The sequence below is a fragment of the Leifsonia araucanica genome (assembly GCF_051161895.1).
GTDB lineage: Bacteria > Actinomycetota > Actinomycetes > Actinomycetales > Microbacteriaceae > Leifsonia.
This window is the reverse complement of the sequence record NZ_JBMBTW010000002.1, coordinates 3,344,309-3,370,618: the sequence shown is the minus strand read 5'-3', so window position 1 is coordinate 3,370,618 and position 26,310 is coordinate 3,344,309. Positions and strand designations below refer to the sequence as shown.

Sequence of the window (26,310 nt, the reverse complement as noted above, 5' to 3'; positions counted from 1 at the left end):
GCTCGCCATCCTAGGATGTTGCCATGAGCGCATCGGGTGGAACCAGGGCAATCGTCGCGGCCTTCGCCGCCAACCTCGGGATCGCCATCACGAAGTTCATCGCGTGGGCCTTCTCCGGCTCGTCGTCGATGCTCGCGGAGGGCGTCCACTCGGTAGCGGACTCCGGTAATCAGCTGCTCCTGCTGCTCGGCGGACGCCAGGCGAAGAAGAAGGCGGACAAGGAGCATCCCTTCGGCTACGGCCGCGAGCGCTACGTCTACGCGTTCGTCGTCTCGATCATCCTGTTCTCCGTCGGTGGCGTGTTCTCCCTGTACGAGGGCATCGAGAAGCTGACGCACCCGCATCCCCTCGAGAACTGGTGGCTGCCGCTGCTGGTGCTGGTCATCGCGATCGGCCTGGAGTCGTTCTCGCTCCGCACGGCGGTGCACGAGTCCCGCCCGCACAAGAAGAGCATGTCGTGGCCGCAGTTCATCCGCCGCGCCAAGGCCCCCGAGCTGCCGGTCGTGCTGCTCGAAGACGTCGCGGCGCTCACCGGTCTGGTGTTCGCGCTGCTGGGCGTCGGCCTCACGATCATCACGCACAACGGGGTGTGGGATGCGATCGGCACGCTCCTCATCGGCGCGCTGCTGATCACCGTCGCCGTCATCCTGGGCATGGAGACGAAGAGCCTGCTGGTGGGCGAGGGCGCGAGCGACGAAGACGTCGCGGCCATCGAGAAGGCGATTCTCGACGGCGACGAGGCCGAGCGCATCATCCACATGAAGACGCTGTACCTCGGACCGGACGAGCTGCTGGTGGGCGTGAAGCTCGCGATCTACGGCGAGCGCAGGCTCTCCGAGGTCGCCGCCGCCATCGACAGCGTCGAGCGCCGCATCCGTGCCGCCGTGCCGTCCGCGCGCGTCATCTACATCGAACCGGATGTGTGGATCGACCCCAACGAGAAGCACCCGGCCACGGACGCCATCGTCATCAAGGGCCTCGAGTGACCCGCCGCGCCGTCGTGCTGCAGCACGACCCCACCATCCACCTCGGCAACATCGGGCCGGTCCTGGCCGAGCACGGCTACGAGGTCAGCGTGGTCGACGCGACGACCGAGGACCTGACGGCAGTGGATGCGGAGACGGCCGACCTCCTCGTCATCCTCGGCGGCGAGATGGGTGCATACCAGACGCGCGAGTTCCCGCACCTGGCGCACGAGCAGGCCCTCATCAGGCAGAGACTCGACACCGAACTCCCGACGCTCGGGGTGTGCCTCGGCGCGCAGCTGATGGCCGGCGCCCTCGGCGAGCGCGTCTACAAGGGCGGCACGATGCAGATCGGCTTCCGCAGGGTCGAGCCGACGGCGGCGGGAGCGGAGTCGCCGATCAGGCACTTCGACGGCGTCCCCGTCGTGGAGTGGCACGGCGACACGTTCGACCTGCCGGAGCGCGCGACGCTGCTCGCATCCTCGAGCGACTACTCCAACGAGGCGTTCGCGATCGGGGACTTCGCCCTCGCCGTGCAGTTCCACCCGGAGGTCACCGACGAGATGCACGAGCGCTGGGTGTCCGACGGGTACAACGAGCTGGACGAGCATGCGATCGACCCCGACGCCATGCGCCGCGACCGCGAGCAGTACTCGGCGGCGATGCAGGCCGCATCCCGCGCAGCGTTCTCGGAGTGGCTGGCGCAGCTGCCGTAGCGCGCCCGCGCCCGCTTCGGCGCCGCGCACGCCGCCGCCCCCTCAGCGCTTCGCGCGGAAGAAGTCCAGCAGCAGGTCGGCGCAGTCCTCGGCCAGCACGCCCGCGTACACCTCGACCCGGTGGTTCAGCCGGCGGTCGCGCAGCACGTCGTACACCGACCCCGCCGCACCCGCCTTCTCATCCCAGGCGCCGAACACCACGCGCGGCACCCGGGCGGCCAGCACGGCGCCCGCGCACATCACGCACGGTTCGAGGGTGACGACGAGCGTGCATCCCTCCAGGTGCCAGTCGTCCCTGGATGCTGCTGCCTCGCGCAGCGCGAGCACCTCCGCGTGGGCGGTCGGGTCGTTGTGCAGCTCGCGCTCGTTGCGGCCGGTCCCGATGACCTCACCGTTCTCGTCGACGACCAGAGCGGCGACCGGGACGTCGCCGGTGTCGAAGGCGAGCCGCGCGTCGGCGATGGCGCGGCGCATCCACTGCTCGTAGTCGTCGGGGACGGCCAGACTCACGCGGGCTCCTCACGGGGGAAACGTCGGTTAGCCTTGAGCCTATGCGAGTGCACGTTGCCGACCACCCCCTCATCACCCACAAGCTGACGGTGTTGCGCAACAAGCACACCCCGTCTCCGGTGTTCCGCGCGCTCACCGAGGAACTCGTGACACTGCTCGCGTACGAAGCGACCCGCGCCGTCAAGGTCGAGCCGGTCGAGATCGAGACGCCGGTCACCACCACCACGGGCGTCACCCTCAGCGAGCCGCGTCCGCTCGTCGTCCCCATCCTGCGCGCAGGGCTCGGGATGCTCGAGGGCATGGTCCGCCTGATGCCGACCGCCGAGGTCGGCTTCCTCGGCATGGCGCGCAACGAGGTGACGTTCGAGCCGACCACGTACGCGGAGCGCCTGCCGGACGATCTCTCCGACCGCCAGTGCTTCGTGCTCGACCCGATGCTCGCAACGGGAGGCTCGCTCGGCGCCGCCATCGAGTTCCTCTTCAAGCGCGGAGCTGTCGACGTCACCGCCATCTGCATCCTCGCCGCCCCGGAGGGCATCGCCGCCCTGGAGAAGGCGACGGAGGGCCGCGACGTGACCATCGTGCTCGGCGCCCTCGACGAGCGCCTCAACGAGAACGGCTACATCGTGCCCGGCCTCGGCGACGCCGGTGACCGCCTCTACGGCACGGTCTGACCCGTCCACCCCTGCTGACGGCAGCCACGAATGCGACAGAGACGTCGCAACATTCCGTAATGATTTGACACGGGCCGTCACGGGACGCTTTACTTCAATGCATGACTGACAACTCGCGTACCCTGACCTCCTTCGAGGCCCCTGGGGATGCCGGCATGATGATGCCCGGCCGCGACTCGGTCATGTGTTGCCGAATGTGTCGCTAATCTGACGACCCTTCGCCGAGCCAGCCGCCCGCCGACCCACTGAGTCGGGACAGGGCTACCAGCTCCCCGGATGCGCCACACTCACGCATCCGCACACCGGCCGCTCTCAGGCCCAACACACACTCGCGAATCCTCGCACCCCGCCACCTACCTGTACACGTCGAACGTTTCGACGCCACCGGGGACGCCGTATCCGGCAGGGGATTCACCGCATCATCGCAAAGGACCCATCCCATGTCTCTGGCAACCATCGACACCGCGTACTCCCCCAGCCGTCACCTCGCAGCAGCCCCGGCTCCCGCAGCAGCGGTTCCGACGCCGGCCGCCGCCCCCGCCGTCCCCGCCACCCAGATCCGCGCCGTGCCGAACGGCACCGAGGCCCGCGGATTCGTCCTCTACGTCGGCATCGACGAGGCCAAGGCCGCTGCAGCCGGCACCGACCTCGGCCGCATCGTCGAAGCCCTGAAGCGCCTCACCGCCGAGATCGCACCGTCCGCCGAGACGTACGCCGCCGTCGCACTCGCTCCAGAAGGAGCCGGTGGACGCGACGTGGATGTCGTCCGCCTCGCCCTGCAGGACCCCTCCGCCATCGCCAAGCACCGCCACCAGGTGACGCCGGACGAGGACGAGGACCGCGCATCCGGTGGCGTCGTCGTCGACATCTCGCGTAAGCGCCTCCTCCTCGACAACCAGACCGCCGCGCTCACCTACAAGGAGTTCGAGCTCCTGCAGTACCTGGTGCTGCGCGAGGGCCGCACCATCGAGCGCGCCGAGCTGATCTCGTCGCTGTGGGGCTCCGCGGACGACGAGGTGCCGAACGAGCGCACCATCGATGTCCACGTGCGCCGCCTGCGCTCGAAGCTCGGACGGTACGAGGACATCGTCCGCACCGTCCGTGGCGTCGGCTACCGCTTCGACCGCCACGCCGACGTGTCCATCCGGCACGCGTCCGCCCCCTCCCCCGACCTGTTCTAAGCCGCCACGCCATCGAGTCCGAAGTTGTTCACGGTGCCACTCGGCGTGGCGCGTGAATAACTTCGGACTCGATTGTTCGGGTCAGGCGGAGCGCTGGTAGGCGCGGAAGGCCGAGGTGGCGAGAGCGGCCATCACGACGGTGAGCGCGGCGAGCAGGCCGACGTGCAGCCAGAGCGACGCCCAGTCGGGATGCGCGGAGAGCGCCTGACGGCCGACGATCACCGCCCACTCGAACGGGTTGTACGCCGCGACGTTCTGCACCCACTCCGGGGAGAGCTTCGTGTTCATGATCGCGGAGCTGAGGAACATCAGAGGCAGCGTGATCAGCTGTGAGATGCCGATCAGCGCCGTCTGCTCCTTCGCCAGCAGGGCGACCGCGTTCGAGAGCGAGCAGAACACCGCCGTCAGCAGCACCACCGCGAGCAGCAGCAGCACGATCCCGGTGAAACCGCCCTCGAACCGTGCCCCGGCCCAGAACGCGATCCCGAGCACCACGAGCGACTGCACCACGGCCAGGATCGACTGGTAGACGAGGGTGGACACGATCATCGCCGGGCGGCTGGTCGGCGACGTGAGGAACCTGTCCATCACCCCGCGCTGCATGTCCTGGATGTAGACCGTGCCCGACCACGCGCTGCCGAACAGCGCCATCATCATCACGATCCCGGGGGTCAGGAACTCCAGATAGCTCTGCCCGTTGCCGAAGCCCGGGATCTGCACGACAGCCTTGAACAGCTGCCCGAACAGCAGCAGCCAGATGATCGGCTGCACCAGGTTCATCACGAGGAACACCGGCATCCGCCAGGCTGCGCGCAGCAAGCGTGCGGTCAGCACGGCGGTGTGGGTGAAGAACGACGGCCCGGACGCCGTGCGCTCCGAGTGGATGCGGGTGGGGGCGATGGCGGTCATGATGCGTTCTCCAGTGCTGAGTCCTGAGCGGTTTCCTGAGCTTTCGTGAGGGTGCGGCCGGTGTGCCGCAGGTAGACGTCGTCGAGGCTCGGCCGTGCGACGGTCGCGGACGCGACGGCGACGCCTGCCGCCTCGAGCGCTGCGAGCGCGAGCGGAAGCGTGGCGGCGCCGCTGTCTGCGCGGGCGCGCAGGGTGCGGCCGTCGCCGCCGACCTCGCTCAGCGCATCCACTCGTCCGAGGGCGGTCAGGGCGGCGAACGGGTCGCCGTCTGCAGTGAGCTCGACGATCACGGCGTCGCCGCGGAGGTCGTTCTTCAGCTCCTCCGGCGTCCCGGCCGTCACGACCGTTCCCCTGTCGACGATGGCGAGCCGTTTGGCGAGCCTGTCCGCCTCCTCCAGGTAGTGCGTGGTGAGCAGCACGGTCATGTTCTCGACCGCGGTCATCCGCTCGATCTCCGCCCACAGTTCCGCCCGCGCCTCCGGGTCGAGGCCGGTGGTCGGCTCGTCCAGGAACAGCACCGCCGGACGGTGCATCAGACCGATGGCGACGTCGAGCTTGCGGGACATGCCGCCCGAGTACGTCTTCACCTGGCGGGTGGCGTGCTCCGCCAGACCGAACCGGCCGAGCAGCTCTGCGGCCCGTGCGCGCGCATCCCGACCGGACAGGCCCTGCAGCCTGCCGGCGAGCACCAGGTTCTCCGCGCCGGTGTCCGTCGGGTCCGCGACGGACTTCTGCGCCACGAACCCGATCGAACGGCGCACCCTGCCCGGATGCCTGGCCACATCGATGCCCGCGACGATCGCGCGACCGGAGTCCGCGCGCGCGAGCGTCGAGAGGATCTTGATGGTGGTGGACTTGCCTGCGCCGTTCGGGCCGAGCAGCCCGAAGACGGTGCCGGTCTCAGCGGTGAAGCTGAGGCCGTCGACGGCGCGCACGGGCGGCTTGCCTCTGCCTGCCGGGTAGGACTTTCTGAGATCGTCGGCGATGAGCGCCGACGGATATTCGGTTGTCACGATGGCTTCCTTTCGAGTGAAGCCGTTCGTGAGAGACCCGCGCGATACCATTGGAAATGGACCCTCGGTGACTGTTGACGCAGGTTCCTCACGGAACGACTGGGGTTTGGATGGCCGGAGAGTTGCCGCTCTCCGGCCATCGGTTCGTTTTCTAGCCCAGCAGGTCGGCCACCTCCTGCCCGAAGTCGCCCGCCGACACCCTCTGCTGGATATCGGCCATGCTGAGTCCTTCGCGGAGGAGCGCGTGCAGCCCCTCCCACATCTGCAGGCCGCCGATCGACCCGTCCCGGATGCGCGATGCGAGCCCCGCGATGTACCCGCGCTCCGCATCCAGCACCGCCTGGCGGTAGTGGAATTCGACCATGAACAGCTCGGGGAGACTGTCGCCGATCTCGTCGAGCTGGCGGTGCCGGGAGGCGATCTCGTCGTCGAGCCGCTCCACCCGCTTCTCCAGGAGTTCGAGCGCGGTCTGCGGCGGGAGCATCGGGAGGAGGGAGAGGCCGGTCTCGATGGCCGGGTACTCCTTGACGGGGGTGTCGATGAGCTCGCTCAGCCACTCGTCGGCCTCGCGGCGGCCCGCGTCCGTGATCTCGTAGACCACGCGCTCCGGGCGGTTGCCCTCCCGCTCGGTCTGGGTGGCGACGATGAAGCCGTGCTTCTCCAGCGACTTGATGACCGCGTAGAGGGATCCGAAGTTGAGGCGGATGCTGTCTTCCTTGCCGCGCTCGCGCATGGACGTGGTCATCTCGTACGGGTACATCGGCCGCTCCCACAGGCAGGACAGCACCGCGAGGGCCAGCGGGTTCGAGATCGCGCGTTTGGACATGTTCACCTCCGAATACTTTGTTTAGAGTATTCGCTTTCGAGTGCTCTGTCCAGCATGCCCGGAACACGAAGAGCGGGCCTCCCCCGCGACCGTGGTCGCCGGGGAGGCCCGCTCTGTTCGTAGGGTGCGCTCAGGCCCTGCTGTTGCGTCGGATGAACCCGACGATCGCGGTGATCACGAAGAAGACGAGACCGAGGATCGCCAGCCAGAGGAGCCCCTTGATGGCGAAGCCGAGGACGGCCAGGATGGCCCAGACGACGAGCAGGACGATGATGAGGGCGAGCATTTCGAGGTGATTCCTTCTAGTTGGGGACGGTGGGAGGTCGTAGAGCTAGTGGGCGGCCGTGCCGCGGAACGTCCAGCCGGCGCGCGGTGCAGCATCCGGCGTCGACCAGGTGCGGTAGACCGCGAGCTGAGCGTCGGCGAGGGTGGCGAAGACGCCCAGGTCGCGGCCCGTGCTGCTGGTGGCGACGAACCCGTCGCGGCTGTGGTCGACCATCCCGAGGTAGGCGGAGGGAGTCTCGGCGACCCAGAGTCCCGCCGTGGGGATGCGCCAGGTCACGCACTCCGTGCCTCCCGCCGGCTGGGTGGCGCCTGCGGCGTCTGCTGCGTCCAGAGAGAGTGCCGTCATCGGCGCCGGTGCGTCTGTCGCGATCGTCATGGTGTGCCCTTTCGAGCTTCTCGGTGATGGATAACTAGATTCTCTAGATAGTCCGACGCTGAGACAAATTTGGCCAGGGGGTTGATTCACGGCTCCGGATACGCTACTAGCTACAGCAATGAATATTCCCGAACATGCGTAGCTAGACGATCTAGTAATACGCTATCCTCGTGTTGTCGCCATGATGGGCGCACGACGAGATGGGGAGCGTGTCATGGGTGTGCTGGTGTACGACGGCGAAGGATTCGAGTTCGAGGATCGGGTCCTCGCCCATATCCAAGCGGTTATCACGGTCAAACTGCGGCGCAGGGAGCCCTTCCTGCTGAGCTGGACCACGGAGCATTCGACGCCGGGCAGGCACTCGGTCTGGATCGACAACGCCATCCCGCTGCGCTACGAGTTCAGCCGGGACTCGGCCGACCGCCTCAACGACGCCTGGCTCGAACTGATGATGGAGATGGCCAGCAGGTCGGCCGGAGTCGTCGTTCCTCCGGAGCCCGTCGAGGTCACCTCGCTGTCCAAGCGCAGGCAGCGCACCCCCGCGGCCACGCTGACGAACGCGTCGGCGATGGCCACGCCGGTGGCAGTCTAGCGGGCATCGCTAGATTGACTAGCTTGTAGTTGGTCTATCATCTAGTGCATGACGACGAACAAACAGGGTTCGACGCCTCATTACTGGTACGGACCGGAGGCGGAGCGGGAGAGAGCCGTGGCCGTCCTCGAAGCCATGCGAGCGTACGGAGCCGCTGACGCGGCCATGCAGCGACGCTCGGAGCAGGCGATGCGGATGAGCGAGAACGATATCTCGGCACTCCGCTACCTCCTCCGCGCGAACGAGCGCGGCGTCAACGTCGGGCCGAAGGAGCTCGCCGACTACCTCGGCGTGCAGAGCTCCTCCATCACGATCCTCCTGGACAGGCTCGAGAAGGCCGGGCACGTCCGGCGCGAGCCGAGCCCGTTCGACAGGCGCGCGCTCATCATCGTGCCCACCGTTCCGACGGACGAGCTGCACAAGGCCATCCTCGGCGACATCCGCCAAGAGTTGGTCGAGGTCGCCGCCTCCCTCTCCGACGAGGATGCGGACACGATCGTGGACTTCATCGACCGCCTGCGCGACGCCGTCGACCACATCGACAGCGCACGTCCCGCCACGGACAGAGCGGGCGACAGGACCGCCGACAGGGCGAAGCACTGACCTCGCGACACGCCGGGTAAACTGGCGACCGTATGCCCGAACACCCTTGGTTTGAAACGGCGCCTGCCAGCACGGTGCGCGTCCTCCGCTCGCTGCGCACCTACCACGCCGTCGAACAGGCGATGCGCCGACGCACCCGCGAGTCCATGAAGATGGGCGAGGCCGATCTGCGTGCGCTGCGTTTCCTGCTCCGCGCCGAAGAAGAGGGCCGGCTGGCCACGCCCGCCGACCTCGCGGCACTGCTCGGCATGAAGTCGTCGTCGATCACGATCATGCTCGACCGGCTCGGCGCATCCGGGCACATCCAGCGGGCGCCGCACCCGAACGACCGGCGAAGCATCGTCATCACCGCCACCCCGGGCGCGGACGAAGAGGTCAGGGAGACGCTCGGGCAGATGCACGACAGGCTGCTAGCCGTCGCCGCATCCCTCGACGAAGACCAGGCGCGCGTCGTCAGCGCTTTCCTCGGGCGACTCACCGAGACCCTCGACCACTTGAACGAGGACGCTGAGCCGGCTCGAAAGCGCACATAGAAAACTCGCAGCAAAAATAACGAACAGATAACTAGATCCCGTTACCTCTTCGTTATATAGTTCAAGAGCGTTAGTTGTTTGCTGTGGCAGCCAACGCGGAATGTGATTGCAGGACACTCTTGGTGCAAGGGAGAGGGCCGGCCGCTAGCCTCTGCGGCCGGCCCTCAATCTGTTAACGCCGGTCCCGCTACATCCAGGATCCCGTGCTGGCACGGATGGAACTGTCACCGGTTGGTGGAAGGATGCGAATGCATCGAGCATTCGTCCCACCCGAGGAGGCAGCAGCATCATGCGTACAGAGGCGCAAGCGAGCACCGGCGAGCGAACCGGCACGCACGCCGGAACCGGCGAGCGGACGGGCGACGCGCGGCGCGCGTCTGCGCGCGTCAACGCCGTGTCGGCGTGGGAGTCGCTGTTCCGTGCCCAGGTCGCCGTGATGCGCACCCTCGCCGCCGAGTTCCCGACCAGGGACATCTCGTTCAACGAATACGACGTGCTGTTCAACCTGTCCAGGCAGCCCGACCGCTCGCTCCGTCTGCGCGACCTCAACAAGCACGTGCTGCTCACCCAGCCCAGCGTGAGCAGGCTGGTCGACCGGCTGGTCGCCCGCGGACTCGTCGCGAAATGCCCGGAGCCGTCGGATGCCCGCGGCACGGTGATCCGGATGACGGACTCCGGCTTCGAGATGTTCCGGCGGGTCGCCGTCGAGCACATGCGGACGATCACCGAACGCGTCGGCGGACGGCTCGACCCCGCTGAGCTCGACCGTCTGGCCGAGCTGTGCGACAAGCTCCGGGACGAGTAACACGGTCCATCCACATCCCGTGCTTCTCCCCAACCTGACGGGTGTCCCGGTGAAACCGCCAACCTCGCCGCGTATCATGACGCCATGAAATCTTCGGGTCGCAGCAAATGGGGATGGGCGCCCGCGCTCCTGGGGTTCGTGGCGCTCAGCGCCGTCGCGGGTGTGCTCGGCGCCGCTGCCGTCACGCCGGCCGTTGCACTGACCGGGTCGGCAGCCGACTCGACCATCGGCGTCTTCGACGGCCTCCCGGAGTACATCAAGGTCGAGCCGCTCGCGCAGGCATCGACGATGTACGCGAAGTCCGGGGGCAAAGACGTGCCCATCGCGACCTTCTATTCGCAGAACCGCGTGGAAGTCGGCTGGGACGACATCTCGCAGAACCTCAAAGACGCCGCCATCGCCACGGAGGACCCGCGGTTCTACGAGCACGGCGGCGTCGACGTCACGGGCACGATCCGCGGCGCGATGCTCACGGCCCTCCACAAAGACGTGCAGGGCGGATCGTCGATCACGCAGCAGTACGTCAAGAACATCCTGGTGCAGCGCTGCGAGAACAAGCAGCCGGATGTGACGGCCACGGCCGCCGTGCAGAAGAAGCAGCTCACGGCATACGAGTCCTGCTACAACGACGCCACAGAGGTCGACCCGGTCCGCAAGCTCAAGGAGATGCGATACGCGATCGGCCTCGAAAAGGAATACACGAAGAACCAGATCCTGCAGAGCTACCTGAACATCGCTCTGTTCGGCGGTCGCACATACGGCGTGCAGCAGGCGGCCGAATACTACTTCGGCGTCTCTGCGAAAGCTCTCAACCTGCAGCAGGCCGCTACGCTCATCGCCATCCTGAACAACCCGGACAACCTGCGCATCGACAAGCCGAACAGCAAGGAGAACGGCGCGGCCGACGGATACAAGGAGACGCTCGACCGCCGCAACTACGTGCTCGACCGGATGCTCGCCAACGGCAAGATCACCACGGCGGAGCACGACGCGGCGAAGGCGACCAAGGTCGAGCCCAAGATCACTCCGGTGCAGAACGGCTGCATGACGGCCCAGCAGTTCAACGCGGCATTCTTCTGCGACTACGTCGAGCGCCAGATCGAGAACAACGCGATCTTCGGCAAGACGAGCGACGACCGCTCCGGCTTCCTCAACCGCGGCGGCCTGAAGATCTACACCACCCTCAACCTCGACCTGCAGGGGGCGGCCCAGGCATCCATCGCCGCGTACATCCCGCCCGCGAGCCCGTACCTCGACCTCGGCTCTTCCAACGTGTCGGTGGAAGTGGGAACGGGACGCGTCGTGACGATGGTGCAGAACCGGCCGTACGACAACACAGCGGCCCCTGCTCCGGCGACCACGGCCGTCAACTACAACACCGACTACGTGGATGGCGGGTCGGAAGGATTCCAGACCGGTTCGGCGTACAAGGCGTTCGACCTCCTCGAATGGCTGCAGGAGGGTCACTCGCTGTACGAGTCCGTCAACGGCACGCAGCACCTGTTCCCGCAGTCGTCGTTCCACTCCAGCGACCCGTGTCAGGACATCGGCGGAGCGCCGTGGCCGGTGTCGAACGACGAGGGCGAATCGGTCAGCAGCACCACCGTGATGAACGCCACGGCGCAGTCGATCAACACGATCTTCGCCCAGATGGCCACCAAGCTCGACCTGTGCGGCATCAAGCAGCGTGCGCAGGATCTGCTCGTCCACGGTGCGGACGAAGAGGCCAACCGCTTCATGGCCAACCCCTCCTCGGTGCTCGGCACCAACTACATCGCCCCGATCACGATGGCCACCGCGTACGCGGGCATCGCCAACAACGGCGTCGCCTGCAGCCCGATCGCCATCGACAAGATCCTGAACGCGGACGGCACGGAGCACGCCGTTCCGAAGACGCAGTGCTCGACCACGCCGATCGATCCCGGCGTCGCCGCCGCTGCGATCTTCGCACTGCAGGGCGTGCTCCGCGGAGGAACGGCCACCTCGGCCAACCCGAACGACGGCATCCCGATCTTCGGCAAGACCGGCACGACGGACGACTCGCTGGAGAACTGGCTCGTCACCTCCACCACCAAGGTCGCCCAGGCCACCTGGGTCGGCAACGTGGAGGGCGCGGTCGCGCTGCGCAGCCAGTCGTTCAACGGCATCGGAGGCGGCAACGTGAAGTTCGCCATCGCCAAGCCGATCCTGGCCGCGCTCAACGCGGTCTACGGCGGAACGGCGTTCCCCGGCCCCGACGCGAAGTTCACGAAGGCTCCGCCTGCGCCGAAGCCGCCGACGCCGACCGCACCGACCGCTCCCGCTCCCCCGGCGGGTGGAGGGAACGGCGGCCAGGGCAACGGCGGCGGTCCGGGCAACGGCGGTCCGGGCAACGGCGGCGGCAACCCCCCAGGACGCGGCTGACGCGGCCCGAAAGCGATATCGGGATTCCGGTTTTTATACCCTGATTTGCCTTCCTTCGCGCGTGGCGGCTCGCTTATGGTTATCGCGTGGGACGTACACCAGACCCCAGTCGAAAGCCAGAGCTTTTGGGCCGCATCATGGAACATGTTGCGACCGAGCCTCTGTCGCGGATGACCTTCCGCAGTCTGGCGAGCTCCCTCGGGGTCAGTACGTACTCCTTCGTCTACCATTTCGGGTCTCGTCAGGGCATGATCGACGCCATCCTCGAGGAGGGTGTGCGCCAGCAGTCCGAGCCTGCCGTCGGGGTCGACATCGCCGGTTTCGACCGTGAGCAGTTCGCCGACTGGTACAGCGAGGCGTTCCGGCACTCACTTCGCGATGGCAACCGCACCGGACTCCGCCTGCAGTTCGAGGCCGGAGCGCTCGAACCGATCGACCCGGACATCGGCAAACGCGTCACCACCTCGTTCACCGAGTGGCTCACCGTCGTGCAGCGCTGGCTCACGAGCAACGGCGTGGAGAAGGGACGTGCCGCCGTGCTCGCCCACTGGCTCGCCGACACCGCGGCCGGGCTCCACTTCGGCTATCTGCTCACCGGCGACAAGGAGAAGACGGTGTCCGCGTTCGACGTGTTCATCGGCGCCTACCTGAACGAGGCGATCACGGCGTAGCGGCTGCGCGCTCCGCGACGGTCTTCACGCCGGCGAGCATCGTCGTCCAGTTCTCCCGGGAGTGCTCGGCCGCCTCCGCCGTCGGGTTGTTGTCCTGGTCAAGCGTGACGTGGGTGCCGGTCGGCGTCTCATCCAGTTCGAACCGCAACGAGTGGTAGTTCTCCGGGACGTCGTCCAACCCGCTCAGCGGGCTGAAGTGCGTGAGCACGATCCTGCTCGGCTCCTGCAGTTCGATCACGCGCCCGTGATCCTCGAACGTCTTCCCGTTCCACTCGCCGCGCCAGACGATGCGACTCCCGATGCCCCAGTCCGACTGCACGTCGGCGCCGAACATGATCTCCGGATGCGCACCGTTGGACGTGAGCACCCGCCACACCGTCGAACGCGGCGCGCGCACATCCACTTCGGCCCGTGCGACGTAGCTGCCCATGACCGCCTCCCCGGCTCTGCCCCGCAGAGCTTTCCTGGGGCTCATCAGACACCCGCCGGCCGCTGGTGGCAAGCGGTGCCCGTCTTTTCAGCTCAGGTGTCGTCGCGGGAGAGCACGAGCGCCTGCCAGGGCGCGAGCGTCCCGGTGACCCCGCCCCGCACATCCGGGAGGTTGCTCAGCACGGTCGGCGCACCCGCCCAGGCCTCCGCATCCGGAAGCTCGTAGTCCGCCTGCTCTCCGGTGAGGTTGACGAGCACGAGCAGGTGGCGCCGGCCCAGCGTCCTCGTGTACGCGAACACCTGGGGATGCTCGGGGAGCACCATCTCGAGGGTCCCGCTGGAGACGCGCTCGTCGTGATGCCGCAGGTCGATGAGGCTGCGGTAGTACGCGAACACCGAGTCCGGGTCGCGCCGTTCCGCCGCCGCGTTGACCTCGCGGAAGTTCGGGTTCACCGGAATCCACGGCGTGCCCGTCGTGAACCCGGCGTTCGGCGCATCCGACCACTGCACCGGGGTGCGGGCGTTGTCCCTGCTCGTGGTGTGCAGCGCGGCCAGCACCTCCTCGGCGGGGGCGCCGAGCACGTCGACGGCCTCCGCGTAGTGGTTGAGGGTCTCGATGTCACGGAAGTCCTCGATGCCGCGGAACGGCACGTTCGTCATCCCGAGCTCCTCGCCCTGGTAGACGTACGGCGTGCCCCGCTGCAGGTGCAGCACGGTGGCGAGCGCCTTCGCCGACGGGATGCGCGCATCTCCGTCGTCGCCGAACCGGCTGACCACGCGGGGCTGGTCGTGGTTGTTCCAGTACAGACTGTTCCAGCCGCGCTCGGCGAGGCCGTCCTGCCACTTCGCGAACGACCGCTTGAGGTCGAGCACCGACGCCGGGCGGTGATCCCACTTGCCGCCGGGCCCATGATCGAGGTCTACGTGCTCGAACTGGAACACCATGTCCAGCTCGCCGCGCGCCGGATCGGTGAACAGCTGAGCCTGGTCGACGGTGACGCCGGGCATCTCCCCCACCGTGAGATACCGGTCGTCGCGACCCGCGAAAACACGCTCGTGCATCTCGTGCAGGAACTCGTGGATGCGCGGCCCCTGCCCGTAGAACGGGTAACCGTCCCCATAGAGCGCACCGGGAGGAACGACGCCGTCCGGCAGGTCTTGCACCTTCGAGATGAGGTTGATGACGTCCATCCGGAACCCGTCGACGCCGCGGTCGAGCCACCAGTTCATCATCTCGTAGACCGCATCCCGCACCTCCGGGTTCTCCCAGTTGAGGTCGGGCTGCTTGCGGGAGAACAGGTGCAGGTAGTACTCGCCGCTCGCCGGATCGAGCTGCCAGGCCGACCCGGAGAAGAACGACCCCCAGTTGTTCGGCTCCGCACCGCTCTCGCCCGGCGCCTTGCCGTCGCGCGGCGGCCGCCACCAGTACCAGTCGCGCTTCGGGCTGTCCGGCCCTGCGGACGACTCGACGAACCACGCGTGCTCGTCGGAGGTGTGATTGACGACCAGATCCATCACGAGCTTCATGCCGCGCGCGTGCAACTCCTGCAACAGCTCGTCGAAGTCGTCGAAGGTGCCGAACGCGGGATCAATGGCGCGATAGTCGCTGATGTCGTAGCCGTTGTCGTCGTGCGGCGACGCATAGATCGGCGAGAGCCAGACCACATCGACGCCGAGCGCATCCAGGTGGTCGAGATGGTCGATGACACCGCGCAGATCGCCGATGCCGTCACCGTTGCTGTCCGCGAAACTCCGGGGATACACCTGGTAGACGACGGCGGACTGCCACCATTTCTCGCTCATCTGTTCAGAGTAGCCGGTGGGGTGTGGCGGGCCGGGGCGGGTCGTGGCGGAACGCCGGGCGGGTGAGAAAATGCACCCATGCATCCCGTGGCCCGCGCTGGGCTCTCCGCCCTGATCTCCGTCGCGGCCGCCGCGGGAGCGTGCGCGACCATGTGGTGGATCGCGGTCGCGGTCGGTGGAGGGTACGGCACCGCTGTGCTTGCGACCGTGGTGGCGCTGACGCTGTCGCGGAGGACGTTCGCGTCGCGAGGTGAGTTCGCGCGGTCGGCGGCGCTGCTTCCCGTGATCGGGCTGGTGGCGGCGGGGGTCGGGTGGCTGCTCGTCGTGGCGCCGGTGGTCGGCGCGGTCGCGTTCGTGGCCGGGATGAGCGTGCCGATCTGGATGCGGCGGTTCGGCGGGAGGATCGCGCGGCTGGGGGCGTTGGTCACGCTGCCGTTCACGGCCATCCTGGTCGCCCCGGGCGCGGGGGCGCAGACCGGGCGGTGGTGGCTGGATCTGGTGCTGCTGGTCGGCGCGTCCGTGGTGGCTGTTGCGTGGGTGGCGGTCGCCAGGGAGGTCGGGGTGCTGGCGGGGGTTGCGGTTGTGGGTGAGGTTGCTGGGGCGGGCGCGGATGCTCGGCCGGGCGAGGGCGCCAGCGCAGGCGAGGGCACTGGGGCGGCCGCCGCTGCCGCCCCTGCACCCCGCCGCCTCCCGGCGAGCACCCGCATGGCGCTGCAGATGGCGGCGGCCCTCGCCGCGGCGTTCGTCGCTGGGTGGCTGCTGTTCCCCGACCATGCGATGTGGACCGTGCTGACCGCGTTCATCGTCAATTCCGGCAACCGGGGGCGCGGGGATGTGGTGCACAAGAGCGCGCTGCGGGTGGCGGGGGCGCTCGGCGGCACGATCGTCGCCGTGGCGTTCACGTTCGTGGCGGAGCCGACCGGGATGCTCGCGGTCGTCGTCATCTTCGCCGCCCTGTTCGTCGGCACCTGGCTGCGCGGATACAGTTACGCGTTCTGGGCGCTGGCCGTGACGCTCGCCGTCGCGCTGCTCCAGGGACTGCTCGGCGTCGCTCCGACGGGGGCGTCGCTCTGGGCGGTGCTCGGCGAGCGGGTGCTCGCGATCGTGACCGGTGCCGTGATCGGGATCGCGGCGGCGTGGTTCGTGCTGCCCGTCCGCTCCGACGATGTGGTGCGCAAGCGACTGTCGGAGATGCTGGTGGCGCTCGGTGCGGTGCTCGCCCCGGCCGACCCCGCTGCGCCGCGGGACGAGCGGGTCGGGGCGTTCCGCGCATCCCTGGCCCGCGTCGAGCAGCTGGCGCCTGCGCACCGGGCGCGGCGCGTCGTGGTCGGGCGGAGGACGATCCGGGCGATCGACTGCATCGAGGCGGCGCTCGCGCTGGGGCCCGCAGTGGATGCGCGGCTCGCGGACGGCAGTGCGGGTGGCGGGGGCGATCGTGGTGGCGCAGGCGGCGCAGGCGGCGCAGGTGGCGCAGGTGGCGCAGGTGGCGTCGGTGATCGTGGTGGCGCAGGTGGCGTCGCTGATCGTGATGGCACAGGTGGCGCGGCTGGCACCGGTGGTGCGGGCGACGCGGCAGGCGCAGGTGCCGCGGCCGACCCCGCCGCCGCGCGGCACCGGCGCGCGGTCGGGGAAGCGCGAAAGAGCCTCGCGGCGCCGGCCGACTTCGCGCGCATCCACTCGGCTCTGCTGGCGCTCGGGGCCGAGCTCGGCGGGCGCGGGCGGGATGGCGGACGGTAGCCTGATGGAATGCTCACGCCGCCGATCACGCCGAAGAAGCCGACAGAACGCATCCATCACGGGGACGTGTACGTCGACCAGTACGAGTGGCTGCGCGACAAGGACGACCCGGCCGTCGTCGCCCACCTGCACGAGGAGAACGCGTACACCAACGCCCGCACCGAGAACCTGGCGCTGCTGCGCGAGCAGATCTTCGAAGAGATCAAAGGGCGCACCCGCGAGACCGATCTGAGCGTCCCCACCCGCGAAGGCGACTGGTGGTACTACACGCGGACGGTCGAGGGGAAGCAGTACGGCATCCACTGCCGCGCACCCATCGCCGGCGCTGACGACTGGGAGCCGCCGGCGCTCGACGAGGACGCGCAGCGCAACGGGCTGCCCGGCGAGCAGATCCTGCTCGACGACAACGCCGAGGCGGAGGGGCACGAGTTCTATGCGCTCGGCAGCTTCGACGTGAGCGCCGACGGCACGCGGCTGCTGTGGGCGGTCGACACCGAAGGCGACGAGCGGTACACGATCCGGGTGCGGTCGCTGGTGGACGACGGGGTGGAGTTCCCCGACGAGATCGAAGACACCGCGTCCGGTGCACTGTTCGATCAGAGCGGCGAGTACATCTTCTACACGACCGTCGACGACGCCTGGCGCCCGGACACGGTGTGGCGACACAGGGTCGGGGACGGGCCGGCGACCGGCGACAACGACGGCGCGGTCAGCGACGGCGACGCCGCACCGCGCACCGACGTGCAGGTGTTCCACGAGCCGGACGAGCGCTACTGGATCGGCGTCGGGCTCACCCGCAGCCGCGACTTCCTGGTCATCGAGGCCGGGTCGAACATCACGAGCGAGGCGTGGCTGCTGCGGTCGAGCGACCCGACCGGCGAGTTCGCCGTTGTCTGGCCGCGCAAGGAGGGCGTCGAGTACGACGTCGAGCACGCCGTGGTCGGCGGGCGCGACCGGCTGCTGATCGTGCACAACGACGACGCCGTCAACTTCGAGCTGGTGAGCGTGGCCGCCGACGACCCGCAGGGCGCCAGGCGCGTGCTGCTCCCCCACAACCCCGACGTCCGGCTCGAAGGGGTGGATGCGTTCCGCGACTTCGTCGCCGTCGAATACCGCAGGGAGGGGCTCACCCGCGTGGCCGTGGCCTGCGTGCCGGAAGACGGAGGCTCCGCCGACGACACCCTGCACGAGCTGCACTTCGACGAAGAACTCTTCACCGTCGGCGCCGGCGGCAACCCCGAATGGACCCAGCCGACCCTGCGCCTCGGCTACGGCAGCTTCGTCACCCCCTCCACCGTGTACGACTACGACGTGCGCACCCGCGAACTCCGGATGCGCAAACAGCAGGCCGTGCTCGGAGAGTTCGACCCTGCGCTGTTCGCCCAGAAGCGCGAGTGGGCGACCGCGAAGGACGGCACGCGCATCCCGATCTCGCTGGTGTACCGGCGCGACCTGGTCACACCGGGCGAGCCTGCGCCGCTCGTGCTCTACGGGTACGGGTCGTACGAGGCGAGCATGGACCCGTCGTTCGGCATCCCCCGGCTCAGCCTGCTCGACCGCGGCATCGTGTTCGCCATCGCGCACGTGCGTGGCGGCGGCGAGCTCGGTCGGCTCTGGTACGAGCACGGCAAGAAGCTGCACAAGAAGAACACGTTCACCGACTTCGTCGACAGCGCCAGGCACCTCATCGACACCGGATGGACGGCTCCGGACCGGCTCGCGGCGCAGGGCGGCAGCGCGGGCGGCCTGCTGATGGGCGCGGTCGCGAACCTGGCGCCGAAATACTTCTCGGGGATCCTGGCGGAGGTGCCGTTCGTCGACCCGCTCACGAGCATCCTGGACCCGTCGCTGCCGCTGACGGTGATCGAGTGGGACGAGTGGGGCGACCCGCTGCACGACGAGGAGGTGTACGCGTACATGAAGTCGTACTCCCCGGTCGAGAACGTGCACGACACCCACTACCCGCGCATCCTGGCCGTGACCAGCCTCAACGACACGCGCGTGCTGTACGTGGAACCCGCGAAATGGGTGGCGCGACTGCGCGAGGTGGGAGCCGACGCGCTGCTGAAGATCGAGATGGCCGCCGGGCACGGCGGGGTCTCCGGCCGGTATTCGGCCTGGCGGGAGCGGGCGTTCGCCTATGCCTGGCTCGTCGACGCGGTCGGCGCGCACCCGACCGGCGAGTAGCGCAGCAATCGAGTCCGGAGTTGTTCACGCCCCCGCCCGGCGTGTCGCGTGAATAACTTCGGACTCGATTGTTTGGGGGCCGGGCGGGGCGGGCGTCAGCCGAGGTCGTCGGGGTCGCGGCCGGTGCGCTCGCCGGACTCGAGGGTGGCGATGGTGGCGAGGTCGTCGGCGTCGAGCTCGAACGAGAAGACGTCGAGGTTCTGGCGGATGCGGTCGGGGGTGACCGATTTCGGGATGACGACGTTGCCGAGCTGAAGCTGCCAGCGGATCACGACCTGCGCCGGCGTCACGCCGTGCTTCGCCGCGATGCGCGCGAGCGGTTCGTTCCCGAGGATGCGGCCGCGGGCGAGCGGCGACCACGCCTCGGTGACGATGCCGTGCTCCGCGCCGTACGCGCGCACCTCCGCCTGCGGCAGCCACGGGTGCAGCTCCACCTGGTTGACGGCGGGCACCGCGTCCGTCTCCCGAGCCAGCCGTTCCAGGTGATGGATGTGGAAGTTGGCGACGCCGATCGACCTGGCTCGCCCCTCATCCCGGATCGTCTCGAGCGCACGCCAGGTGTCGACGTACTTGTCGTGCTTCGGCGCGGGCCAGTGGATGAGGAACAGGTCGACGCTGTCGAAGCCGAGCCGTTCGAGGCTGCGGTCGAACGACCGGAGGGTGCTGTCGTAGCCGTTCTGGTCCCACCACACTTTGGTGGTCACGAACACTTCGTCGCGGTCGAGGCCGCTCTGGCGGATGCCCTCGCCCACCCCGCGCTCGTTCTCGTAGAACGCGGCCGTGTCGATGTGCCGATAGCCGGCGTCGATGGCGGTGAGCACCGCATCCGGGGTCTCGGCATCCGGGATCTTGTACACGCCGAACCCCAGTTGCGGGATGCGGTTGCCGTCGTTGAGAAGAAGCTCCGGGATGTGCGTCATGGGTTCATTCTGCCGCGTCACAGGCGTACAGGTGGATGGGAGAGAAGGAGAGAAAATGGCACTCAACGGCAAGAAGGTCGCGTTCCTGGTGGCGGAGGAAGGCATCGAACAGGCAGAGCTCGTGGAGCCGTGGAAAGCGGTCGCCGACGCAGGCGGAACGCCGGTCCTGGTCTCGGAGAAGGCGGGAGAAGTGCAGGCGTTCAACCACCTGACGCCCGCCGACACGTTCCCGGTCGACGTGACCCTGGCCGACGCGACGGCCGACGACTACGACGCGCTGATGCTCCCCGGCGGGGTGGCGAACGGCGACTTCGTGCGCACGCAACCGGATGCGGTGGCCCTGGTCTCGGCGTTCGCTGCGGCCGGCAAACCGATCGGCGTGATCTGCCACGGTGGGTGGGTGCTGATCGAAGCAGGGGTGGTCGCCGATCGCACACTGACCAGCTGGCCGAGCCTGCAGACGGACTACCGCAACGCCGGAGCCCGCTGGGTGGACGAGGAGGTCGTGCTGGACGAGGGGCCATTCGTGCTCGTGTCGTCGCGGAAACCCGACGACCTGCCCGCGTTCAACCGCGAATTCGTGGCGGTCGTGGCGGCTTGATGGCTGGTGCGGCTTTGCTGCGCGACGGCTAGGAGGGGTCGGCCTCGGGGGTCGGTGACGGCGGTGCGGGGCTCGCAGGAGCGGCGGGCGTGGTCGGCTGGAACTGTTTCCAGGCGACCAGCCAGGTCGCGGCGATCGGGCCGAGGATGAGGCCGAGCACGAACCAGGTCCAGCCGGAACGGCCCTTGGCCTGCGCGAGTCCGCCCGTCATGATGGCGAGCCACAACCAGATGACCGGTATGAGAGAGTCCATTCGTCGAGCCTAGAGGGGGCTGCAGGTGAGTGTTCCCTGGCAATGACGGCGATTCCCCTTGCAGGGTTGCGGCGGGTGCGGGAGCGTAGGCGACTCCTGGAAACAAACGGAAAGGAGAGCAACATGCTCACCCTGACAGAGAACGCCAGCACGATCGTCAAGACGCTCACCGAGCAGGCCCCGCAGGACGAGGCCGGACTGCGCATCAGCAGCAACAACCCCCAGAACACGTCGTTCGCGGCGGCGGTCACCCCCGCACCGGAGCCCGCCGACCAGGTGGTCGAGTCCGGCGGCGCACGCCTGTTCCTCGAAGAGGGCGCCGCGGTCGCCCTCGACGACAAGATCCTCGACGCCCAGGTGGACGACCAGGGCGCAGTCAGCTTCGCGATCGGCGCGCTCGCGTAACGACGCGAACGCCCCGCGCGACGAACGGCCCCCGATGCTCCGGCATCGGGGGCCGTTCTGCGTGGGTGGTGGATGTGGGGGCTGGATGTGGGTGATGGATGCGGGTGGCGGCGGCGCACCGCCCGCGGTCAGGGTGCGGGCGGAGCGGGTGGCGGCGGTGCAACGCCCGCGGTCAGGGGGCGGGTGGAGCGGGTGGTGCTGGCGGAGCCGGCGGCTGAGTCGGCGGAACGGGGGGCTGCGTGGGCGGAGCCAGGGGCTGCGTCGGAGGAGTCGGCGGTGCGGACGGCTGCGTCGGCGGGACTAACGGGGCGGACGGCTGCGTCGGTGGAGCGAGCGGCGGCTGGGGCGCCGACGGTGAAGGCGGCGACGATGGTGCCGACGGCGCGGACGGCGGCGCGGCGGGCTGCGGGGAGGCGTAGAGGGGCTGGCCGCCCGCGGGGCTCGCGTAGGGAAGCGGGGACGCGGGCCAGCCGTAGTCGCGGGGAGGGAGGGCGGCGCCGGGGACGACGGGGACGTAGCCGGGGACCTCGGAGTCCGGGCGGTCGAAGCGGGCACCTGCCGGGTTCGGTGGGAGGAGGGTCATCACGAAGATGGCGATGCCGCCGAGGCTCGGGATGAGGACGAGGAGGATCAGCCAGCCGCTCAGGTTCACATCGTGGAGGCGGCGCGCGGTCAGCGCGATGCCCGGGACGATAGTGGCCAGACCCCAGAGAACGAGCAGGACGATGCCGACGGCGAAGCCGGGGCCTGGAACCGAGCGGCCGCTGTCGTCGGTGGTGGCGCCGGAGAGGCCGAGGACCAGCAAGAGGATGTACAGCACCAGGCCGACGATCGCGTTGACGAAAAACCACCACCAGTATTCGCTGCGGCTGGCCCGGCCGTCGAAGCGGGCGTACTTCTTCCAGAACCGCACGAATGCGGCACCCAACGGTGCACCGTAGTACGGCGCCCAGAGCGGAACGATCGGATTCACGGCATCCCCCTTTGTGCGCCCGGGGCACCCACGGCCCCGGACGCACACAGCTTAGCTCGCGGGCGTGCTGCCGTCCCCTGCCGGATCGGACACAGCCTCAACGGACACAGACTCAGCCGACTCAGCCGCACCCGCCCCACCGAACGCACCCGACTCGACGCCGGGCGGCACGGCGGCCGCTTCGAGGAGTTCGGCCTCCGCCTCCGCGTCTTCGCCACGGAACTGCGTCATGTAGAGGTCGTAGTACGCGCCGCGGCGGCCGAGGAGGGTTTCGTGGTCGCCCTGCTCCACGATGGCGCCGTTCTCCATGACCAGGATGGTGTGCGCATCCCGGATCGTGGACAGGCGGTGGGCGATCACGAACGAGGTGCGGTCGGTGCGGAGGGCCGCCATCGCCTGCTGCACCAGCAGCTCGGTGCGGGTGTCGACGGAGGAGGTGGCCTCGTCGAGGATGAGCAGGGACGGGTTGGCGATGAACGCGCGCGCGATGGTGATGAGCTGGCGCTCACCGGCCGAGACGCTTCCGCCGTCCGCGTCGAGGACCGTGTCGTAGCCGTCCGGCAGCTGACGCACGAACCGATCGACCATCGTGGCCTTCGCCGCGTCGACCACCTCCTCGTCGGTGGCATCGAGGCGGCCGTAGCGGATGTTTTCGCGGATCGTGCCGCCGAACAGCCAGGCGTCCTGCAGCACCATGCCGACCTGCTCGCGCAGTTCGGCCCTCGCTAGTTCGGTGATGTCGATGCCGTCGAGCAGGATGCGGCCGGAGTTCAGCTCGTAGAAGCGCATCACGAGGTTGACCAGGGTGGTCTTGCCCGCGCCGGTCGGGCCGACGATCGCGACCGTGTGCCCCGGCTCGACCGAGAACGAGAGATCTTCGATGAGCGGCGTGGCCGGCGAGTAGCTGAACGAGACGTTCTCGAACTCGACGTGACCGTCCGTGCGCTCCGGGAGCTCCGCCTTCACGTCGTCCGGGTCTTGCTCGTCGGCGTCGAGGAACTCGAACGTGCGCTCTGCGGAGGCGACACCGGACTGCAGCATGTTCGCGATGCCGGCCACCTGGGTGATCGGCTGCGTGAACTCGCGCGAGTACTGGATGAACGCCGTCGCGTCTCCGAGCGTCATCTGCCCCGTCGCGACGCGGAGGCCGCCGACGACGGCGATCAGCACGTAGGACAGGTAGGACACGAACGTCATCGCCGGCATGATCGTGCCGGACACGAACTGCGCGCCGAAGGATGCCCGGTAGAGCTTCTCGTTGCGCTCGTCGAACTCGGCCAGCATGACCTCGTCGCGGCCGAAGGCGCGGACCAATTCGAGCCCGGAGTACGACTCCTCGATGTGACCGTTGAGCGAGCCGGTGTTCTTCCACTGCGCCGCGAACAGCTTCTGCGAGCGTGAGCCGATCACCCCGGCGATGATGCCGGACAGCGGCAGCGCGATCAGGGCGATGAGGGCGAGCTGCCACGAGACGATGAACATCATGATCGTGATGCCGAGCACGGTGAGCACCGACTGGACCAGCTGCGAGAACGCCTGCTGCAGGGCGGCCTGGATGTTGTCGACGTCGTTCGTGACGCGCGACATCAGGTCACCGCGCTGGCGGGTGTCGAAGTAGCTGAGCGGCAGCCTGTTGAGCTTGGTCTCGACGTCGGCACGCAGACGGTAGACGACGCGCATGACGAGGGCGTTGAGCACGTAGCCCTGCGCCCACATCAGGAACGAGGCCACCAGGTAGATGGCGAGCACGATGAAGATGAGACGGCTCAGCTCGACGAAGTCGATGCCGACGCCCGGGATGGGTTGGGTCTTGGCGAGCATGTCGGCGAACTGGTCGTTGCCTGCCGCGCGCGCCTGCTCGATCTGCTGGTCGAGCGACTGGCCTGCGGGGAGCCCCTTGCCGATCACGCCGCGGTAGATCACATCCATCGCCGAGCCGAGGATCTTGGGGGCGATGACCGTGAGGATCACCGAGATGACGACGAGCCCGACCACGAACGAGAACTGCACGCGCTCCGGACGGAGCAGGCCGAGCAGCCGGCGCAGAGACGGCCAGAAGTTCTGCGCCTTCTTGGCCGGGGCTCCGCCGAACATGTCGCCGTCCGCCTCGGTGGGGGTGAACTCGTAGTCTTCGACCTCGGGGGCCGTGACGTCGTCGCGTTCGAGGACGTCGTCCGCACGCTTGCGTGCCATCTCAGGCCACCTCCAGGCTCAGCTGCGATTCGACGATCTCGCGGTAGGTCTCGCTCGTCTCGAGGAGTTCGTCATGGGTTCCTCGGCCGACGATGCGGCCGTCGTCGAGGACGATAATGGTGTCCGCCTCCCGGATGGTCGACACACGCTGTGCGACCACGATCACCGCTGCGTCTCTCGTCGCGTCGGCGAGGGCCGCGCGAAGGCGGGCGTCCGTCGCGACGTCGAGGGCCGAGAACGAGTCGTCGAAGAGGTACACCTGCGGCTGCGAGACCAGCGCCCTGGCGATGCAGAGTCGCTGGCGCTGACCGCCGGAGACGTTGGTGCCGCCCTGGGAGATGCGCGCGTCGAGCCCGCCCTCCTTGGCCAGCACGAAGTCTTCGGCCTGGGCGACGCGGAGCGCCTCCCACAGCTCCTCGTCCGTGGCGTCGGGCCGGCCGAACCGGAGGTTCGATGCGATCGTGCCGGAGAAGAGGTACGGACGCTGCGGGACGAGCCCGAGCACGCCGGCGAGCTGCGCCCTGGTGAGCGAGTCGACCCGCACCCCTCCGATGGTGACGGTGCCCTGCTGCGCCGTGTAGAGGTTGGGCACGAGGTTGACCAGCGTGGTCTTGCCTGCGCCGGTCGATCCGACGATGGCCGTCATCTTGCCCTGCTCGGCGACGAAGTCGATGTCGCTCAGCACCGGCTTCTCCGCACCGGGGTAGCCGAATGTGACACCCCGGAACTCGACCCTGCCGGAGGACGGCAGCGGCGCATCCCCTGCTCGCCCGGCGTCGGACGCCTCGGTCGACAGCACCTCGTCGATGCGCCCGGCGCAGACGACGGCGCGCGGGATCATCATCACCATGAAGACGCCCATCATGACCGCGGTGAGGATCATCAGCAGGTATTGCAGGAACGCGGTGAGCGATCCCACCTGCATCTGACCGGCATCCACGCGCTGTCCGCCGAACCAGAGGACGGCGGCCGTGGCGAGGTGCAGGATGACCATGATGACGGGGAACATCAGGACGAAGATGTTGCCGACCCGCACCGACACCTTGGTGAGTGCCAGGTTGGCCTCCGCGTAGCGCTCCGATTCGAACGGCTCGCGGACGAACGCCCGGATGACGCGGATGCCGACGATCTGCTCGCGCAGCACGCCGTTGACCTTGTCGATGCGCTCCTGCATCTCGCGGAACAGCGGAAGCAGGAGCACGACCAGGATGCCCACCACGACGAACAGGACCGGGACGGACACCCAGACCAGCCAGGACAGCCCGATGTCTTCGCGCAGGGCCATGATGATGCCACCGATGCACATGATCGGCGTCGACACCATGAAGTTGAGCGTCATCAGCACGAGCATCTGCACCTGCTGCACGTCGTTCGTGTTGCGGGTGATGAGCGTCGCCGTGCCCCAGCGGCCGACGTCGAGGGCGTCGAGGGAATCGACCTTGCGGTAGACCTCACGACGCAGGTCGCGGCCGACCGCCATCGACACCTTCGCACCGAAATAGATGCCGCCGACGGCGGTCAGCACCTGCGCGAGGCAGACGACGAGCATCGTCATGCCGGTGTTCCAGATGAAGTCGGTGTCTCCGGTGACGACGCCCTTGTCGACGATCTGGGCGTTGAGACTGGGCAGGTAGAGCGCGGCGATCGTGGACAGCAGTTGCAGGACCACGACCCCCACGATCCCCCACACATATGGGCGCGCGTGACGCAGGGTAAGACGGAGCAGGATCAAGGATTCCCCCAGGGG

Annotated in this window: 27 protein-coding genes; 14 read left to right on the top strand and 13 right to left on the bottom strand. The window is 68.4% G+C overall.

Going from position 1 to position 26,310, the window contains the following annotated elements; all coding sequences use genetic code 11:
- The first annotated feature begins 23 nt into the window (after nt 1-23).
- Complete coding sequence (locus tag ACN6M5_RS16305; protein ID WP_168688563.1) at nt 24-986, top strand: cation diffusion facilitator family transporter; 963 nt, start codon at nt 24-26, stop codon at nt 984-986.
- Nucleotides 983-1,681: a glutamine amidotransferase gene (locus tag ACN6M5_RS16300; protein WP_085368772.1), complete on the top strand. Its 699-nt coding sequence runs from the start codon at nt 983-985 to the stop codon at nt 1,679-1,681. The genes ACN6M5_RS16305 and ACN6M5_RS16300 overlap by 4 nt, the downstream gene beginning before the upstream one ends.
- A gap of 42 nt (nt 1,682-1,723) precedes the next feature.
- On the opposite strand, the gene tadA is transcribed toward ACN6M5_RS16300, so the two are convergent.
- Nucleotides 1,724-2,191: a tRNA adenosine(34) deaminase TadA gene (gene tadA, locus ACN6M5_RS16295; protein WP_434951437.1), complete on the bottom strand. Its 468-nt coding sequence runs from the start codon at nt 2,189-2,191 to the stop codon at nt 1,724-1,726.
- Between the two features lie 41 nt (nt 2,192-2,232).
- On the opposite strand from tadA, the gene upp reads away from it, so the two are divergent.
- Nucleotides 2,233-2,865: a uracil phosphoribosyltransferase gene (gene upp / locus ACN6M5_RS16290; protein WP_168688561.1), complete on the top strand. Its 633-nt coding sequence runs from the start codon at nt 2,233-2,235 to the stop codon at nt 2,863-2,865.
- 440 nt (nt 2,866-3,305) lie between these two features.
- Nucleotides 3,306-4,046, top strand: a complete 741-nt coding sequence (locus ACN6M5_RS16285) for a winged helix-turn-helix domain-containing protein (protein ID WP_085368775.1) — start codon at nt 3,306-3,308, stop codon at nt 4,044-4,046.
- 81 nt (nt 4,047-4,127) lie between these two features.
- Here the strand turns inward: ACN6M5_RS16285 and ACN6M5_RS16280 are convergent, their stop codons facing one another.
- From ACN6M5_RS16280 to ACN6M5_RS16260, 5 genes are all read right to left on the bottom strand, one after another.
- The gene (locus tag ACN6M5_RS16280; protein WP_434951434.1) at nt 4,128-4,955 is read right to left on the bottom strand and encodes an ABC transporter permease; all 828 of its coding nucleotides are present in this window, start codon (nt 4,953-4,955) and stop codon (nt 4,128-4,130) included.
- Nucleotides 4,952-5,968 (bottom strand): ABC transporter ATP-binding protein, encoded by a 1,017-nt coding sequence (locus tag ACN6M5_RS16275; RefSeq protein WP_434951432.1) that lies wholly within the window; start codon nt 5,966-5,968, stop codon nt 4,952-4,954. The genes ACN6M5_RS16280 and ACN6M5_RS16275 overlap by 4 nt, the downstream gene beginning before the upstream one ends.
- 151 nt (nt 5,969-6,119) lie before the next feature.
- On the bottom strand, nt 6,120-6,794 hold the full coding sequence (locus tag ACN6M5_RS16270; protein ID WP_434951430.1) for a PadR family transcriptional regulator: 675 nt from the start codon (nt 6,792-6,794) through the stop codon (nt 6,120-6,122).
- Nucleotides 6,795-6,924: 130 nt separating this feature from the next.
- Nucleotides 6,925-7,080 carry a hypothetical protein gene (locus tag ACN6M5_RS16265; RefSeq protein WP_168688558.1) on the bottom strand — a complete coding sequence of 52 codons (156 nt, stop codon included), beginning with the start codon at nt 7,078-7,080 and terminating at the stop codon, nt 6,925-6,927.
- A 45-nt stretch (nt 7,081-7,125) separates the two neighbouring features.
- Nucleotides 7,126-7,455, bottom strand: a complete 330-nt coding sequence (locus tag ACN6M5_RS16260; RefSeq protein WP_434951427.1) for a hypothetical protein — start codon at nt 7,453-7,455, stop codon at nt 7,126-7,128.
- Nucleotides 7,456-7,669: 214 nt separating this feature from the next.
- Here ACN6M5_RS16260 and ACN6M5_RS16255 point away from each other — a divergent pair, with 214 nt between their 5' ends.
- The 6 genes from ACN6M5_RS16255 to ACN6M5_RS16230 all read left to right on the top strand — a co-directional run bounded on the left by ACN6M5_RS16255 (nt 7,670) and on the right by ACN6M5_RS16230 (nt 13,062).
- A complete protein-coding gene (locus tag ACN6M5_RS16255) occupies nt 7,670-8,047 on the top strand; it encodes a DUF7882 family protein (RefSeq protein WP_434951425.1) in 378 nt (125 codons plus the stop codon).
- 48 nt (nt 8,048-8,095) lie between these two features.
- On the top strand, nt 8,096-8,650 hold the full coding sequence (locus ACN6M5_RS16250; protein ID WP_434951423.1) for a MarR family winged helix-turn-helix transcriptional regulator: 555 nt from the start codon (nt 8,096-8,098) through the stop codon (nt 8,648-8,650).
- A 32-nt stretch (nt 8,651-8,682) separates the two neighbouring features.
- Nucleotides 8,683-9,183, top strand: coding sequence for a MarR family winged helix-turn-helix transcriptional regulator (locus ACN6M5_RS16245; protein WP_434951421.1), 501 nt, complete (start codon nt 8,683-8,685; stop codon nt 9,181-9,183).
- Nucleotides 9,184-9,619: 436 nt separating this feature from the next.
- Nucleotides 9,620-9,988 carry a MarR family winged helix-turn-helix transcriptional regulator gene (locus tag ACN6M5_RS16240; protein ID WP_256921899.1) on the top strand — a complete coding sequence of 123 codons (369 nt, stop codon included), beginning with the start codon at nt 9,620-9,622 and terminating at the stop codon, nt 9,986-9,988.
- Nucleotides 9,989-10,072: 84 nt separating this feature from the next.
- Complete coding sequence (locus tag ACN6M5_RS16235; RefSeq protein ID WP_434951419.1) at nt 10,073-12,391, top strand: transglycosylase domain-containing protein; 2,319 nt, start codon at nt 10,073-10,075, stop codon at nt 12,389-12,391.
- 248 nt (nt 12,392-12,639) lie between these two features.
- Nucleotides 12,640-13,062 carry a TetR/AcrR family transcriptional regulator gene (locus ACN6M5_RS16230; protein ID WP_434951417.1) on the top strand — a complete coding sequence of 141 codons (423 nt, stop codon included), beginning with the start codon at nt 12,640-12,642 and terminating at the stop codon, nt 13,060-13,062.
- Here the strand turns inward: ACN6M5_RS16230 and ACN6M5_RS16225 are convergent.
- Both ACN6M5_RS16225 and ACN6M5_RS16220 read right to left on the bottom strand, forming a co-directional pair.
- Nucleotides 13,052-13,492, bottom strand: coding sequence for an SRPBCC family protein (locus ACN6M5_RS16225; RefSeq protein WP_434951415.1), 441 nt, complete (start codon nt 13,490-13,492; stop codon nt 13,052-13,054). The genes ACN6M5_RS16230 and ACN6M5_RS16225 overlap by 11 nt on opposite strands.
- Before the next feature lie 92 nt (nt 13,493-13,584).
- Entirely contained in the window at nt 13,585-15,294 is a 1,710-nt protein-coding gene (locus tag ACN6M5_RS16220) for a glycoside hydrolase family 13 protein (RefSeq protein ID WP_434951413.1), read from the bottom strand.
- A gap of 78 nt (nt 15,295-15,372) precedes the next feature.
- On the opposite strand from ACN6M5_RS16220, the gene ACN6M5_RS16215 reads away from it, so the two are divergent.
- Complete coding sequence (locus tag ACN6M5_RS16215; protein WP_434951411.1) at nt 15,373-17,031, top strand: FUSC family protein; 1,659 nt, start codon at nt 15,373-15,375, stop codon at nt 17,029-17,031.
- Between the two features lie 9 nt (nt 17,032-17,040).
- The gene (locus tag ACN6M5_RS16210) at nt 17,041-19,218 is read left to right on the top strand and encodes a S9 family peptidase (RefSeq protein WP_434951409.1); all 2,178 of its coding nucleotides are present in this window, start codon (nt 17,041-17,043) and stop codon (nt 19,216-19,218) included.
- Between the two features lie 95 nt (nt 19,219-19,313).
- On the opposite strand, the gene ACN6M5_RS16205 is transcribed toward ACN6M5_RS16210, so the two are convergent.
- A complete protein-coding gene (locus tag ACN6M5_RS16205) occupies nt 19,314-20,138 on the bottom strand; it encodes an aldo/keto reductase (protein WP_434951407.1) in 825 nt (274 codons plus the stop codon).
- Between the two features lie 55 nt (nt 20,139-20,193).
- Here ACN6M5_RS16205 and ACN6M5_RS16200 point away from each other — a divergent pair, with 55 nt between their 5' ends.
- Nucleotides 20,194-20,739, top strand: coding sequence for a type 1 glutamine amidotransferase domain-containing protein (locus tag ACN6M5_RS16200; RefSeq protein WP_434951405.1), 546 nt, complete (start codon nt 20,194-20,196; stop codon nt 20,737-20,739).
- 28 nt (nt 20,740-20,767) lie between these two features.
- Here the strand turns inward: ACN6M5_RS16200 and ACN6M5_RS16195 are convergent, their stop codons facing one another.
- Nucleotides 20,768-20,992, bottom strand: a complete 225-nt coding sequence (locus tag ACN6M5_RS16195; protein ID WP_434951403.1) for a hypothetical protein — start codon at nt 20,990-20,992, stop codon at nt 20,768-20,770.
- 123 nt (nt 20,993-21,115) lie between these two features.
- Here ACN6M5_RS16195 and ACN6M5_RS16190 point away from each other — a divergent pair, with 123 nt between their 5' ends.
- Entirely contained in the window at nt 21,116-21,397 is a 282-nt protein-coding gene (locus ACN6M5_RS16190) for a Fe-S cluster assembly protein HesB (RefSeq protein ID WP_085368791.1), read from the top strand.
- 172 nt (nt 21,398-21,569) lie between these two features.
- Here the strand turns inward: ACN6M5_RS16190 and ACN6M5_RS16185 are convergent, their stop codons facing one another.
- Genes ACN6M5_RS16185 through ACN6M5_RS16175 form a run of 3 tightly spaced genes read right to left on the bottom strand, consistent with a single transcriptional unit; the run spans nt 21,570 to nt 26,295 of the window.
- A complete protein-coding gene (locus ACN6M5_RS16185; RefSeq protein WP_434951401.1) occupies nt 21,570-22,370 on the bottom strand; it encodes a DUF805 domain-containing protein in 801 nt (266 codons plus the stop codon).
- 51 nt (nt 22,371-22,421) lie between these two features.
- Complete coding sequence (locus ACN6M5_RS16180) at nt 22,422-24,563, bottom strand: ABC transporter ATP-binding protein (protein WP_434951399.1); 2,142 nt, start codon at nt 24,561-24,563, stop codon at nt 22,422-22,424.
- Nucleotide 24,564: 1 nt separating this feature from the next.
- Nucleotides 24,565-26,295, bottom strand: coding sequence for an ABC transporter ATP-binding protein (locus ACN6M5_RS16175; protein ID WP_168688546.1), 1,731 nt, complete (start codon nt 26,293-26,295; stop codon nt 24,565-24,567).
- Nucleotides 26,296-26,310 lie beyond the last annotated feature (15 nt).